Below are 14,586 nucleotides of genomic sequence, written 5' to 3' on the forward strand. Positions count from 1 at the left end.
ACATTGATCCACAATGAGAATAAAAAACCAAAATATTTTCCCACTTGTCAGTACGGTACAGCTTTACCCGGGTTTCCCTGATAGCGACCTTCGGCGGTCTCGCGATCTTGCGCCAGGCGTCCAACGACTGCTGGTCGCGCCAACATTCAAAGACGTTGATGCGCTCCGGATCGACCGAGTCCGCGCCCATCGACATATCAAGGCAACCGTCTTTTGCTTCCTTGCTCTTTCGACCATGTTCGCGAATGCGGCCACGGCAGCGTCGCGCTCAATTACGTTCCTGGTCCGTGAGTGGCCAGCTATGATAATCACGAGCGCTCCTCCTTTGAGATACTAATCGGTTTGTTGTCAGTGGCGGAAGGCAGTGGTCACCCGCTCTCCGCTAGCCGACTTATCCGAGTGGCTCCCCGGACGTGTCGGTTCGGCGGCGAGGAAACCACTGTCTAGCGGTCACTCAGGTAGTGGAGCGGACTGACCGGGCGATTTTGAGTAACCCAGCGCTTCGACGATCCGGCCGTCGCGGACGTGCATCAAGTTGACGCCCCGAACCGACCGACCGTCGCCGAAATTGAAACGCCAGCGGATGATAGCGCGGTCGCCCATCGCGATCGTGTCTTCGACGTCGAAATAGGTAACCGGCTCCGTGGCGAGGGCCTCCCAGAACGCGAGGCAGGCGTCATAGCCTTCGTACCGCGTTCCATTGGGCGCCGGCTGAATCGACTCCATGACGCAGTCCGGTGCGATCAGGTCTTTGAGGATCGCGGGCTCGTGATCGAGGAACGCCTGATTGAACCGACGCATGATTTCGGCTGTTTCGTTCGTTTGCATGACTTCCTCCAAGACTACTGCCGACCTGCAGCGCAAGGGACATGCCGCTGCCCTTACTTCGCCCGAGATCGTTGCGGCCATTGCCGGCAATTATCTTGGTTGCATTAGCATTGCTTATTTTGAATGGGCCAGCCGGGGCGCGTAAGGACCGTGCTGCCCTGGACGAATATCTGCGGGCTTGAAGATGCCGAAGCGGCCGCCCTGGTTATCGATGAGAGGGGGGACACTGGCTTTAGCCGCAGGGGGCGAGGCGGCACGTCCTTTTCCTCGGCCATCGACGTTGCAAGTCTGTTGCTTGATCAGTTTCCAGGAAGGGCCACCAAAAAAATAATCGACGTCTCTGCCAATGGAGAGAATAACGACGGGCTTCCTGTTCAGCCGAGCAAGCTGAAGGCAATTGCCAAAGGATACACGATCAACGCGATTGCTATTCCAGCCCAGGACGAAAATCCTGGCCATCAGTTGGCATCCTATTTTGCCGACTATGTCATTGGCGGTCCCGAGGCTTTCGTAATGAAGCCGACGGGTCAAAGCGACTACGCCACGGCTCTCCGCCGCAAATTGGTGACTGAAATAAGTATGAACGTTGACCCACAATTCCCGTCAGAGAACTGACGGATGCCTTGGTGGGTAGGCGGCTGTACCGCACATTCGAGAGGGTTGCGCTGAACGGTAGCCCTTGGGTGATGACTTGCCTCGTGGTGCCGCCTCGGGAAGGCTTGCTCCCGCCGAGCGAGGCGGTTTCTGGCCGGAAAGCCGCCGTCAAGGCAGAAGCGCGGCTTGCTCCGTTGGTCCTCCGTTGGTCACAGCCGCAGCCCATTCCATCTCTCTGGGGAGCGGCTCCCGACGTTGAATAGCGGTGTCGCGTTTCAGCAAACTAGGATAATTCTTCAAGTTGGCGAGTGCCTTGCACAGGAAGCGTTTGGTGGCCTTTGCATTGCGGGTCGGGGACAGATAGAAATCGGTGTCGCCGTGCTTGTCGAGGGCCCGGTATAGATAGACCCACTTGCCCTCACTTTCACATAATCTCATCGACCCGCCCGCTGCGCCACATCGACGGTCGCTTGCAGTAGCAGCGTAGGCGCTTTTCCATCTCCGGCGCATAGTGTTGAACCCAACGAGAAATCGTTGTGGTCGACATCGACACCGCGTTCACACAGCACATTTCAAGGTTCCGATAGCTGACCCCGTATTTTGCAGTACCAACGGACCGCCGAGAGGATCACTTCACCGCGAAAATGCCGCCACTTGAAATCGTTAATTGAAAAGCCGGCTGCAAAATAACCAACGCCAAATCGCGCAATCAAGTTTTTGCAACAGCGCCCAACATTCCACCGAGGCTGAGTGAAACCTCCACGCCACACTCAAAGCGTCGAATTTCCGCTGCTTTCATCGTGATTCGGGTGGTCAAGCCGTGTACAATGGACGTCACATTGACGGGAGGACTACCATGGGCATTCGCACATTGACTGTCCTGATGACGTTTATTGTAAGCATCTGCGCATTTGCGCAGGCTCAGCAGACAAAGCCGATGTCAATCGAAGTGTTTCCTTTCGAATTGGAGGACAAGAGCGCTGGGGCAGGAATAATTCCCCCGGACGAGCACGATAGGCGCTATCTGTCCGAGTCGGCGCAAGTTGCGAAGGAAATGCTTTCCCAGTCTGGGCGTTTTACAGTAATTGATGTGCCAGCGAGGGATGAGAAAGCGGCTGCGCCGCACGGCTTGCGTAACTGCGGGGGCTGTGAGGGCCAAATTGCCAAAGAGCACGGCGCGTCTCTTGCCCTCCTAGGCGTCGTAACGCGCGTCAACCGAACAGAGCATACTATGTTCATTCGCATCCTTGACGCTGAAACCGGGAGACATGTTTCGGAGGGCTTTACCGATCTTCGCATGGGTGCAAACTACGCGTGGCCCCGGTCCGTGAAATGGCTGATGACAAATAGAATTCTGCGGTAGGGCGGCACAGGGTTCCATCGCAATTTCTCCCCGGTATACAATGAGCGGATCGAGATCCGATTGTCACGCAGCAAGGATGGTGAATTGCTCGACGACAGGCCATATGATGGCAAGAGCCGTGCTCGCTGCCAACAGAGTGCGTGCCAACATCGTCATGTGCTTTTGTCGACGCGCCCGTTCTCCCGTCCAGTCGTAGCTCGAATGCATGTTCATGGGTCCTCTTGGTCTCCGGGCACACTTCCAGTGCTGCTCTTTGCGCCGCCTCTATAGATCGTCACCAATTTGCATGCGTGACGGCAGCATAACTGCTCCATCAAAGACACCATTGGGTCTGATCAGCAACGGCGGCAAGTTAAGGTTACACCGCCGAATTTTACCTGTAACGTACGTATGCGATCGCAGTTACATTCGTCACTTCGGCGAACCGCCTTTCCCGCTAGGTCTCGACGACTCGGGATCCGCGTTTCTAGTCAGCGCTGTTGGGGTGTCCTGCGTTCCACTGCTGGCAGGTAGCATCAAGAATTCAGCTCGGGCTTTAATTCCCTCGAGGAGCAACTTCGCTATAGTCTTGGCAAGCAACATACTTTGGCTTTCCATCAGCAAAAGTTTCATTTTTGTGAACGCAGATACGCGCGCCAACCGCCGAGATGAGTGATATCTTCAGCTCCACGGACCGCATGTGCCTCGCAGAGAAAGCCGGGGACACTGGAACCGTCATCGAGCGCGACCTTGCCGATGCCGAGAGGGCCCGGGATGTTTTGTACGAAGTGGCCGAATGCATCGGGAGGCATCAACCAGACCTCGACTTCGAGTCCTGAGCCCTTGAAACCGGGTTCTCGGATGAGGCCGGGCTTAGGCGGGACCGTCCCGGGAAGCGCGAACAGCCGGTAGTCTTGCGCCGTCTGGCAGGTTTTCAGCAGGCGTCCACCCGGTGCGGTGAGTTGATGATTGAGCGGCATTCCAGAGAGATGCGCCCCGACCACGACGATCGGTACGAAGCCATCGCCCGCAGGCATGATAGCGCTCCCCACGGGTATCTGCGCCCCAAAGTCGACTCCCATTCCGGGTGCGGCCGCACGGTGCAGCGCGTCGGCTAGAGGCGCCAAGGCATCGTCGGCAAAGGCCGGCGCAACAAGCGTGACGCCGGCCGGAAGATGACTTTCGCTATCAAAGCCCGCCGGCACTGCAATGGCGGCGCAATCCAAAAGATTAACGAAATTGGTGTAGCGCCCAAGGCGACCGTTGAGCACGATCGGGTCAGCTTTCATTTCGGCGACCGTATAGGTTGTCGGTGCGGTTGGCAGAAGCAGGATATCTGCCTTTTCCCACTCAGCGTCGGTCTTCCGGCGCAGTTCTTCGAGCCTATAACGGCCGTTGAACGCATCGACGGCCGACTTGCCCCTGGCACCTTCTATGATCTTGCGGACTGTCGGATCGAAATCGTCTGCGTTGGTTGCAAGAAAGTACTCTACAGCGGCCAGCCGTTCGGCCACCCACGGCCCTTCGTAGAGCAGAGCTGCAGCTTCGCGGAAGGGTCCGTAATCAAAGGGTACTATGGTTGCACCCAGCGCCTTCACTAATTCAATCGCTTGATCATAAAGCCGTTCGGCTCCGGCGTCGCCAAAGAATTCCCGCTCGGCACTTTCGAGGACACCGATCCGGAGCCCTGACACGGGAAGCGAAGCCCACTTGGCTTCGCGCGAAAACGGATCGGCGGCATCAAACCCCTCTGCCACCTTCCGAACGGCGACCCCGTCCCCGACCGTCGCAGCAAAGATCGTCACACAATCGACACTTCTGCAGGCGGGAACGACGCCGGTGTTCGGCAACAGTCCTGGCGTCGGCTTGATACCGACAAGGTTGTTGAACGAGGCAGGCACGCGCCCTGATCCGGCCGTATCTGTGCCGAGAGCGAAACTGGCAAGGCCGGACGCGACTGCGACCGCCGATCCGCTGCTCGATCCGCCCGAAATGTAGTCTGGATTGAAAACGGAGCGCGGGGCGCCATGCGGCGAGCGCGTTCCATTAAGACCCGTCGCGAACTGGTCCAGATTTGTCTTGCCGATGACGATAGCGCCGGCGGCCTTGAGACGCGCGACGACAGTCGAATCCGTGGCCGGATTATAGGCATAGGCGGGACATCCAGCCGTGGTCGGCAAGCCTGCAACGTCGATATTGTCCTTCACGGCAAAGGGCACACCCCAAAGCGGCATGCTGTTTGGCTCTGGCGCTCGCGCCATCAGACCGCGTGCTGCGGCCCGTAAGTCCTCGTCCGGCGTGGGGGTGATAAAGATCGCCGGATCGTTTGATGCGGTGCGGCGAGTGATCACCGTTTCAACGAGATCGAGCGGTGTCAGGCCGGATTGATAGGCCGCACAAAGGCTTGAAAGATCGAGAATTGTCGGCAGCATGTTAGCAGTCCTCCAGGATAACGATGATATCGCCGGCTTTGACGTTTCGCCCGGGCGCTGCGCGCAGTTCGCGGACACGGCCGGCAGCGTGAGCATTGACTTGAAATTCCATTTTCATGGATTCGATAATGGCGAGTGCGTCGCCGGCTTCAACAGTTGCCCCAGGCTCGACGAGCAGTTTCCAGATGTTTCCCTGAATGCTGCTGGCAACGCCGAAGCACCCAGCCGGAATATCGGCGTCCGGACTTTCTCCGCCACCATCATCGCTAACGAAGCTGTCGAGTCCGGCTTCCTTCCAGCGATGCCGCTCTTCGTCAAAGGCGCCTTGCTGTGTGTTCTTGAAGTTCCCGATGGATTGGGCGTTCCGCTTCAGTTCCTTCTCATAAGCGGCGTACGAGAACTCCGTCTCCTCGATTTTGACCTGATAACCGCCATGCGGAAAGGCGGCACGCGCTTCCGTCAATTCCTGATGGCTAACCGGAAAGAAGCGGATCTGATCGAAGAAATTGAGAAGCCACGGCTTACCTTTCGCGAAGGCGGTCGTCTGCCGCCAGGTGTTCCAGACCTGAATCGTGCGGCCGAAAAGCTGATAACCGCCCGGTCCTTCCATGCCGTAGATGCACATATATGCGCCCCCAATACCGACAGCATTTTCCGGCGTCCAGGTACGGGCCGGATTGTATTTGGTGGTGACGAGGCGATGGCGCGGATCGATGGGCGTCGCGACCGGTGCGCCGAGATAGACGTCGCCTAAACCCAGCACCAGATAACTGGCGTCGAAGACGATGTCTTTCACCGCTTGTTCATCGGGAAGTCCATTGATGCGGCGAATGAACTCGATGTTGGAAGGGCACCAAGGAGCGTTCGGCCGGACGAGTTCCTGATATTTGCGCATGGCGAGTTCGGCATGCGGATCGCTCCACGACAGCGGCAAATGGACGATGCGGCTTGGTACCGTCACCTCCTTTGCTGGTGGAAGACCTGCCTCGATTTCCGCCAAAAGTCCAAGCAGACGCTTTCGGGTCAGCGTCATGCCATCATAATGGATCTGCAGGGAGCGGATGCCGGGTGTCAGGTCAATAAGGCCGGGAAGCTGGGCCGCCGACACGGCTGACATCAGCAAATGAACCCGTAACCTAAGCGCGATATCGAGCGCCATCGGGCCATATTCGACGAGCAGATTGTCATCTCCCTGGCGGCGATAGACTACAGAGACCGGTCCATTGTCCCGCTGTCCGACAATGGCTGACCCAGCATCGGACGTCGGCCGGCGGATGGCGGGCCTGGTAACAGGATCGTCCGGGCGGGAAACCGGATGAAACCAAATGCTGTCGCCGGGCTTGAACTGACCCATTTTCCACTGTTCGTCGCGGGTAATCACCGCAGGGCAAACGAAACCGCCAAGGCTGGGTCCGTCCGGCCCGAGGATGATCGGCATGTCGCCGGTGAAATCGATCGCGCCCACAGCATAGGCATTGTCATGGAGGTTTGATGGGTGGAGGCCCGCCTCGCCGCCGTCGCTGCGCGCCCATTTCGGTGCGGGGCCAATAAGCCGGATGCCGGTGCGGGCACTGTTGAAATGTACCTCGTAAGCGTTGGAAAACAGCGTGTCGATGTCTTCCGGCTGAAAGAAATCCGGTGCGCCGTGCGGCCCGTAAAGCACGCCGACCCGCCATTCGCGCGTGAGTTCGGCAAATTCGATTGCGGGCTTCAGTGGCCCAACGGGGGCATGCCGCGCGAGATGCAGCACGTGGCCGGTCTTGAGTGTGCCGGTGGCATTGCCGCCGAATTGGCCAAGCCCGAAGGTGGCGCGTGAACCAAGTATGACCGGAGCGACAAGACCGCCCCTGACCGCAAGATAGGCGCGCTGACCGGCACCCTCGATTGCCCCGATCGAAAGCACCTGTCCGGCGCGTACCGTTACCGCCTGATTGTGCTGCAGCTCTTCGCCATCGCAAGTCATGGCCATTCGTGCACCGGCAAGTGCAATCTCGGTGTCGGCATAAAAGAGCAGTGTAGGACCGGATACTGTCAGTTCCAGCGCAGTCGTCGTGTCATCATTGCCGACAAGACGGTTGGCATGACGGAAGGATCGCTCATCCATCGGACCGCTCGGTGGTACACCAACATTCCACAAACCGAGACGCCCGGGCAGCTCCTGAAGGCTCGACTGAGCGCCCGGAGCCAACACTTCGATGATATCCGGAACGAAAGCGAAGTCTCGTAGCGCCGTGGTCGCGACCTTACCGCTGGCGAGCAGCTCCGAAGCCGCGATCGCCCGCAGGTAATCCAGATTGGTTTCGATGCCGGAAATTGCCGTATTGGCAAGTGCCGCCTTCAACTTTTCGATCGCGGCGGGACGATCCTCAGCCATGACGATCAGCTTGGCGAGCATCGGATCGTAGAAGGCCGTCACCTCAGTTCCCGTCTCGATCCAGCCATCGATGCGGGCATTCTCAGGAAAGACGACTTCTGTCAGAAGCCCCGCGTTCGGCCGAAAATCAGCATGGGGCATTTCAGCATAGACGCGGACTTCGATCGCAGCGCCATTCGGCGTTAGCAGATCAGCGCCGGACAGGATATCCTCGCCTGCCGTCTGGCGGATCATCCATTCGACAAGATCGATGCCAAAGACGGCTTCTGTAACGGGGTGCTCGACTTGAAGCCGCGTATTGACTTCGAGGAAATAGAATTCCTCGCGGACCGGATCGTAGATGAATTCGACTGTGCCCGCCGATTCGTATGAGACCAAGGAACCGAGATCGACCGCAGCCTTATGGAGCCGCGCCCGCGTAGCCAGGGAAAGGCCGGGCGCAGGCGTCTCCTCGATAACTTTTTGATTTCGCCGCTGCAGCGAGCAGTCCCGCTCGCCGAGCGCCACCACCCTGCCCTTGCCATTGCCGAAAATCTGAACCTCAACATGCCGAGCATGAGCCACGAAGCGTTCGAGATAGACCCGGGCATCACCGAAGTTGGCGCGTGCGGTTCGCTGTACACTTTCGAACGATGCTTGAAGGCTTGTGGCATCAGCGCAGAGCTGCATGCCGATACCGCCGCCGCCGGCGGTGCTCTTCAGCATGACCGGATAGCCAATTTCTTTTGCCGCAGAGAGTGCGTCCTCGACGCTTTTCAGGAGGTCACTGCCCCGAAGCAGAGGCACACCGCTTGCCTCGGCGAGTTCGCGCGCGGTGTGCTTCAGTCCAAATGCTGAAAGATGCTCCGGACGCGGACCGATAAAGGCGATGCCCTCGGCCGCGAGCCGCTCGGCAAAGCCGATATTCTCCGACAGGAATCCATATCCGGGATGAACGGCCTCCGCCCCGGTCGATTTGCATGCGGCGATCAGTGCATCGACATTCAGATAGCTATCGCTGGCGGGTGCGGGACCGAGGCGGACCGCTTCGTCAGCGAGAAGCGCAGGCATGGCAAAACGGTCCGCGTCGGAATAGACGGCGACGGAGGCAATGCCCATCTTTTTCAATGTCCGGATAACCCGGACGGCAATTTCGCCCCGATTGGCGATGAGGATTTTACTGAACATATTTCACGCCCCGGTATCGGGGGCTGCATCCCAGATGAGGATCCGGATCGGCGTCGGGTCAAAGCCGTTGCATGGATTGTTGATCTGCGGGCAATTGGAAATGACGCAAAGCACATCCATTTCGGCCACCAGCTCGACATAGTCACCTGGCGAGGAGATGCCGTCGACGATCGCCATTTCACCGTTCGGCTTGATTGGTACGTTCATGAAGAAATTGATGTTCGGCACGATGTCGCGCTTACTCATTCCATGCTTGGTCACCTCGAGCACAAAATTGTCGCGGCATGCGTGGAGATATTTGATGCCATGGCCGAAGCGCACGGTATTACTTTCGCAGGAACACGCGCCGGCGGCGGTATCATGACGGCCGCAGCTGTCGGCCGTCATCTTCAGCATGACATTGCCTTCGTTCGACATGATCCTGGTGCCGGTGCCAATATAGGCTGCACCCTGTTCCCGCATCGTATCCTGGTTGGAGTAACGCTCGGAAAAATGATCGGCTCGATAGAAAAGCGTATCGACTGCTTGCTGGCCGTAGCTATCCTCGATGCGGATCGTTTGGCCCTTGCGCACGATACCGGACCATGGTGCTTCGGCCGGGATGAAATGATCCAGAACAGCATTTTCAAGACTGCGCGATGCCGCAGTCTGAGTGAAATCAATCATTGTCGCGTACTCCTGAGGCCAACATCAGCGCGTTGTTCTCAAAGCCGCGCACAGCTTCGGCGGTGGCAGTGCGGGAGAGATCATCCGCGGCGGGCGAGGCGGAACGGACGCGTGTCACTTTCACTGTCTTCGGCATATAGACGGGATCTGGATCCAAAGGATGAGGGCAATTCGAGAAGCCGACAATCAGATCCATCTCGGCACGCAGTTCAACGTAATCATCATTGTTCGTGAGCTGGCTATGCCATTGAAAGCCGCCTTCGTCGTCGACACCGACGGGAGCGAATAGATTGAGCGCACCGGGAATATCGCGGCGCTCGAGGCCAAGCTTTCCGGCGACAAGCACCAGATTGTCACGCGTGTTACGCGTCTTCACATCCGGATATTTGGCGGCATTTGATGCCGCCGTCGACCCGCCCATCAAGCAATCGTGAGCGCCGGAACTGTCTTCCACGATGGAGAACATCACACGGCCCATATCAGAGAAGATTACGCGACCCTTGCCGAGTGCCGTCGTCCATTGCACCTTGACCGTATCTGCGAGATTCAACCTTTCGCTCGTGTCGGCGGCATTCCAGGCGACCAAGGCAACGGTCGAGGCGGGTCCCCCTTGTTCTATACGGATGGACTCGCCGCGCTTCAGCGCTGTCGACCAATACCAGCCGCCCGGAATGGTTTCAGCGTGGATTACAGTAGCCTCATCGATCACAGGCGCAGGCAGCGGGCTCGGTGCTGGCAGTGCCTTCGGCGCGAATTCCAATCCCTTGCGTTGATGCTCCTCATAACGCCGCCGGTTGGCGGCGATCTCTTCTGCAGAACGTCTGATGTGCATAGTGATTATTCTCCTGACAATGCCGGGTCGTCCCGGCGATACCCCAGGGAATCGATCGGGCCGTCCCGATCGGGGCTAAACTTCGACGGCACGCCCGCAAGGCGGGGTGGCCAGATGGAAATGTCCTTGGTGATCGTCGCACCGTAGCGCTGCTTTTCCTCGGGGCGGTCCCGTCGCCGCTCGAAGGCAACGACGCGGCTGGCAAGGGTGAAAGCTTCGCGGATGTCGTGCGTAACAATGACAACAGTCATTTGGGTTTCATTCCACAGGCGCTTCATCAGCGTGTGGATCTCCGCGCGGATACCAGGATCAAGCGCACCGAACGGTTCGTCGAGCAGCAGGACCTTCGGCTTCATGATCAGTGCTTGGGCAAGCGCCAGACGCTGCTGCATGCCGCCTGAAAGCTGGGCGGGATATTTTTGTTCGGCGCCTGAAAGACCGACTTCCGCTATGAGCTTGCGGGCCTCTTCGACAGCACTGCGCCGCGCGGCCCCGAAGAGCTTTGCCTTATGGCGTGAGTTAGAAAATTCCTTTCCAAGAAGGACGTTCCCCAGCACTGTAAGATGCGGAAACACAGAGTAACGCTGAAAGACCACACCACGGTCCTGCCCCGGTTCTGTCGGCATAGGTTCGCCGTCGACCAGGATCGTGCCCCTGGTGGGCTGCTCCTGGCCTAGCAGCATGCGCAGGAAAGTCGTCTTGCCGCAGCCCGATGGGCCGACAAGGGCGACAAAGGCCCGGGATGCGACCGTCAACGACACATTCTCGAGCACGATCTGGTCGCCATATTCCTTCCAGACGTTCTCGACAACGAGTTCGCTCATGCCTGCTTCTCCAACTCTGACCACGGGAAGACGGCAATGCGGATGCGGTCCAGAACGTAATTGGTGACGACGGCGAGCAAGGTGATCCAGACGACATAGGGAAAGATGACGTCCATCGACAGGTAGCGGCGGACAAGGAAGATGCGGTAACCCAGGCCGGAGTCGGACGAAATCGCCTCGGCCGCGATGAGGAAGAGCCAGGCGGGGCCGAGCTGCAGTCTCAAGCACGTGATAAGCCGAGGCAGGACCTGTGGAACTACGACCCGAAGTGCGATCTGCCACGACGATCCGCCGAGGGTCTGGGCTTTGATGATCTGCTCCCGAGGCAAATCCTGGGCTTTGAGAGCAAGGTCGCGGATCATTGTCGGTGCTACGCCGATGACGATCAGCGCAATCTTGGAGCTTTCACCGAGGCCCATGACGATGAAGAGGATCGGGAGCAGCGCCAGGGGTGGCACCATGGAGATGACCGCGACAAAGGGTGAAAGCAATGCCCGGAGATAGGGCAGCATGCCGATGGCCATACCGAGGAGCAAGGCCGTTACCGTCGAAATGCCCAGCCCTGCGAAGAGACGGATAAGGCTCGCGACGGTGTCGGACCAGAGCAGATATTCGCCGGTCCGCGGGTCCGGCAGGAAGGCCAAGCGATTGATCGCATCAGCAAAACCGGCAAGATTGGGCAGCAGCTTGTCGTTTGGATTTTCCGCCAGCCGTGCGACCGACCCCGCGGTATAGGCGGCAACTAGCAGTACGAACGGCAGCAGTAGCAATGTGAACTGCGCACCCCGGCCCGGCCTTGTATTGATCCAGCGCATGAACATAGCTCCTCTGAGAGGGAACGGAAACGGCGCGGACAAAGCCACGCCGTCTGGTTATCGCTCAGAGGGAGCCGTCGGCTGCAGCCTTCATGTAGGTCTCGGTGAACCGCAGTTTGACGTTGCCACTGTCGCCGAGAACCTTCCCGTTCGGCATCTCGATGCCGATAACGTCCGCAGACGCGGCCCCGTTGCCGAGGAGACCTTTCTCGAATAGGAAGTTGCGTACGAGGTCCATTGTCTTCGGCAAGCTCGGCGAAGCGGTGAATTCGACCGCAGCGGCCGGCTTGTCGAAGAGTTTCGTGGCGGCAAGCTGGGATTCAAAGCCCTTCAGATCGGTGCCGGACGCGGAACCCATCGCCTCCCGGGCCGCCTTGCCTTCGTCGCTGTTCGCCATCAGCAATGCTGCGGTTTCATACCAGATGCCGGCCAGTGCTTTGCCAAAGTTGGGATTGTCCTTGAGAACGCCGGTGTTCGCGACCATCAGATCAATTATTTCGCCCGGAACTTGTGAACTATCGAATACCTTCTTGGCGGTGGGCTCTTCGAGAATCGTCGAAACCAACGGGTTCCAGGTGACGACCGCGGTCACATCAACCGTTTTGTAGGCGGCGACCATGTCAGCGTCGGAGGTGTTAACGACTTTCACGTCGCGCTCGGCCAGCTTGATGCTTTCCAGCGCACGGGCGAGCAGATAGTGCGAAACGGAATATTCGACGAGATTGACGTTTTGACTTTTGACGTCTGCGAGAGAGCTTTTGTCCTTGAGGATCACAGCGTCGTTGCCGTTCGAGAAGTCGCCAACAATGACTGCTGTCGTATCAACGCCGCCGGCAGCAGGAATGGAGAGACCGTCCATATTGGTGAGCGTTACCGCGTCGAAGGCGCCCGCCGTGTATTGGTTCATCGACTCCACATAATCGTTGAATTGCGTGACCTCGATCTTGATACCGTATTTATCCGCCCATTTCTTGACGATGCCATGATCTGCGGCATAACCCCACGGCATCCAACCGACGTAAATCGACCAGGCGACTTTGAAGTCAGTCTTCGGTGCGGCCTTGGCAATAGAAGTCGAACCAAACGCCAGCAAGGCGGCTAGTGCGGTAATCGAGAGCATTCTCGAAAAAGTCTGCATAGAAATTCCCCTTTTTGCTTCTCTTCAAAAAGGGATCGGCATAGACCATCGCGCCGCCAATCCCTTGGCTAACGAGGTCTCCCGGGCTTTTGTCCCGCCGTGCACCCGGTGGGATGTCTCCCCGACCGGTGGCAGCTCTCGGACCAGCACGCTTTAAAGCGTCGGAACCCTAGCCACCAACTCTACTATGAGTAAAGCAAGGAGCGTGCCAAACAGGAAGACATTGATTCTTTTGCGGTTTCTTTACAAAGCTGCCTTCCCTGCACAAAAAGTTGACGAGCGTGCTTAGAAATTAAGCGTAGTTCGTCCCCCGACTGTTAGGCAGTAACGCGGGCTTCGGCAGGTTCACGCTAAAGTAGGCATAGATTTCGCGAGCAGAGGGCGGCGGAGCACAGACGGCTAAGTTATTCCGCTAGAGCGTCGATCAAGCAATCAATCGTCAACCGAGTGCGGTACGGAGAAATGATGATTTCTAAGACCTGAACGTCCTATCCGAGGATCACATGCCAACAAAATTTGCTATTGTTAAAGAACGGTCCCGCACTGCGCGCTAACTCATGAGCCGCAAATTCAATGACAAGAAGTCCCTCGAGCTACATTCGGACTTGGCCACTTGTTCAAAATCGAAGCTCGCTGATAAACGTTCGTTTGAAAATGCCGATAAAGGCTCATTTTGATTGGCGACTAATAGTCTACAATGCCACTTGAAACAGTGTCACACACGTTCCGTTGCTGATCCTGTGTAGCTGCTATTCCGGACTCCGCTCGACGCGAACTCGACTTCTTGTCGTCGGCCCTGCCAGCTAATTCACGGGGTGAATAGTTTTGAGCAGGGCGACAAGCTGGCCCTGACTTCGGGTGTTCGTCTTGTAAAAAATGTGTTCCAGATACGATCGAGCCGTACTGAAGGCAATGCGTTCGTCTTGCGCAGTCTGTTTCAAGGAGTGACCTGAAGCGAGCGCTATCGCCACTCGCGCCTCTTTGGGTGACAATCCAAACAGTGTTCTGATTTACCCTGAAAATCTGCGCCGAGTTGCAAGTTAATTTCGCGAAGCAACAGCGCAGCACATGGGGGCAACATTGCGCCGGGGTTCCTTCCTTTAAAAAGTGGGCGGACAGACACGGCAAGGTTGACTGACGCCAGATCAAGTGGATTTGACCGCAGGAGATGTTCTCCGCCTGGTCCTCGTGCACCACAAGACCCGATGTTACAAATGTTGGCGACAAGCTGGCGAAGATTCGCGAGATCCGATGGATGCTTTGTTCAAAGTGCGCCGTTCTTGTTTCGAATCTGGCTGCTCCGACGGTCAAGGATCGCGTTGGCGACCTCGTTCGAAGCGACAATGCGCATCTGGCTGTCGACGAGAACAATGCCGAATGACAGATGTGAAACGAAGCAACCATCGTCGTCAATTCCAGATCCCGGCTGATCTGTTGAACCCGGAGAAAAATGCGGCACAAGATGTCGAAGCAGCTTGGCATCGTTGTCATCGAAGGCGGCTTGCCTTCTGCCACGCTGCACATCAAACATCCAGATCGAAGAGGGAGTTGCCTCCAATTTGCAGGCGAGCCCA

12 protein-coding genes, 3 pseudogenes and 1 riboswitch are annotated in these 14,586 nt (G+C 57.6%); of the genes and pseudogenes, 2 read left to right on the forward strand and 13 right to left on the reverse strand.

What is annotated here, in order from left to right:
• Both AAAC48_RS26165 and AAAC48_RS26170 read right to left on the reverse strand, forming a co-directional pair.
• Window positions 1-190, reverse strand: a pseudogene (locus tag AAAC48_RS26165) (hypothetical protein); the annotation flags it as partial.
• A gap of 260 nt (window positions 191-450) precedes the next feature.
• Window positions 451-828 (reverse strand): nuclear transport factor 2 family protein, encoded by a 378-nt coding sequence (locus AAAC48_RS26170; RefSeq protein WP_340657001.1) that lies wholly within the window; start codon window positions 826-828, stop codon window positions 451-453.
• On the opposite strand from AAAC48_RS26170, the gene AAAC48_RS26175 reads away from it, so the two are divergent.
• Both AAAC48_RS26175 and AAAC48_RS26180 read left to right on the forward strand, forming a co-directional pair.
• Complete coding sequence (locus AAAC48_RS26175) at window positions 827-973, forward strand: DUF1194 domain-containing protein (protein ID WP_340657002.1); 147 nt, start codon at window positions 827-829, stop codon at window positions 971-973. The genes AAAC48_RS26170 and AAAC48_RS26175 overlap by 2 nt on opposite strands.
• On the forward strand, window positions 952-1,443 hold the full coding sequence (locus tag AAAC48_RS26180; protein WP_340657003.1) for a DUF1194 domain-containing protein: 492 nt from the start codon (window positions 952-954) through the stop codon (window positions 1,441-1,443). The genes AAAC48_RS26175 and AAAC48_RS26180 overlap by 22 nt, the downstream gene beginning before the upstream one ends.
• 267 nt (window positions 1,444-1,710) lie before the next feature.
• Here AAAC48_RS26180 and AAAC48_RS26185 read toward each other — a convergent pair.
• The 11 genes and pseudogenes from AAAC48_RS26185 to AAAC48_RS26235 form a co-directional block, all read right to left on the reverse strand.
• Window positions 1,711-2,090: pseudogene (locus tag AAAC48_RS26185) on the reverse strand (DDE-type integrase/transposase/recombinase); the annotation flags it as partial.
• A 758-nt stretch (window positions 2,091-2,848) separates the two neighbouring features.
• Entirely contained in the window at window positions 2,849-2,998 is a 150-nt protein-coding gene (locus AAAC48_RS26190; protein ID WP_340657004.1) for a hypothetical protein, read from the reverse strand.
• Between the two features lie 395 nt (window positions 2,999-3,393).
• Entirely contained in the window at window positions 3,394-5,196 is a 1,803-nt protein-coding gene (atzF, locus tag AAAC48_RS26195; RefSeq protein WP_340657005.1) for an allophanate hydrolase, read from the reverse strand.
• Between the two features lies 1 nt (window position 5,197).
• Window positions 5,198-8,737: an urea carboxylase gene (gene uca, locus AAAC48_RS26200; RefSeq protein WP_340657006.1), complete on the reverse strand. Its 3,540-nt coding sequence runs from the start codon at window positions 8,735-8,737 to the stop codon at window positions 5,198-5,200.
• A 3-nt stretch (window positions 8,738-8,740) separates the two neighbouring features.
• Window positions 8,741-9,403: an urea amidolyase associated protein UAAP2 gene (locus AAAC48_RS26205; protein ID WP_340657007.1), complete on the reverse strand. Its 663-nt coding sequence runs from the start codon at window positions 9,401-9,403 to the stop codon at window positions 8,741-8,743.
• A complete protein-coding gene (locus AAAC48_RS26210) occupies window positions 9,396-10,235 on the reverse strand; it encodes an urea amidolyase associated protein UAAP1 (protein WP_340657008.1) in 840 nt (279 codons plus the stop codon). Before AAAC48_RS26210 ends, AAAC48_RS26205 begins: the two co-directional genes overlap by 8 nt.
• A 5-nt stretch (window positions 10,236-10,240) precedes the next feature.
• Window positions 10,241-11,059, reverse strand: a complete 819-nt coding sequence (locus tag AAAC48_RS26215) for an ABC transporter ATP-binding protein (RefSeq protein WP_340657009.1) — start codon at window positions 11,057-11,059, stop codon at window positions 10,241-10,243.
• The gene (locus tag AAAC48_RS26220) at window positions 11,056-11,874 is read right to left on the reverse strand and encodes an ABC transporter permease (protein ID WP_340657010.1); all 819 of its coding nucleotides are present in this window, start codon (window positions 11,872-11,874) and stop codon (window positions 11,056-11,058) included. Before AAAC48_RS26220 ends, AAAC48_RS26215 begins: the two co-directional genes overlap by 4 nt.
• A gap of 64 nt (window positions 11,875-11,938) precedes the next feature.
• Window positions 11,939-13,012 carry a putative urea ABC transporter substrate-binding protein gene (locus AAAC48_RS26225; RefSeq protein WP_340657011.1) on the reverse strand — a complete coding sequence of 358 codons (1,074 nt, stop codon included), beginning with the start codon at window positions 13,010-13,012 and terminating at the stop codon, window positions 11,939-11,941.
• A 76-nt stretch (window positions 13,013-13,088) separates the two neighbouring features.
• Window positions 13,089-13,196, reverse strand: a riboswitch (guanidine-I (ykkC/yxkD leader).
• Window positions 13,197-13,815: 619 nt separating this feature from the next.
• Window positions 13,816-14,004 carry a LuxR C-terminal-related transcriptional regulator gene (locus tag AAAC48_RS26230; protein ID WP_340657012.1) on the reverse strand — a complete coding sequence of 63 codons (189 nt, stop codon included), beginning with the start codon at window positions 14,002-14,004 and terminating at the stop codon, window positions 13,816-13,818.
• A 272-nt stretch (window positions 14,005-14,276) separates the two neighbouring features.
• Window positions 14,277-14,586 (reverse strand): annotated as a pseudogene (locus tag AAAC48_RS26235) (LuxR family transcriptional regulator); the annotation flags it as partial.

Source organism: Phyllobacterium sp., assembly GCF_037994405.1.
In the GTDB taxonomy this organism is placed as follows: Bacteria; Pseudomonadota; Alphaproteobacteria; order Rhizobiales; family Rhizobiaceae; genus Phyllobacterium.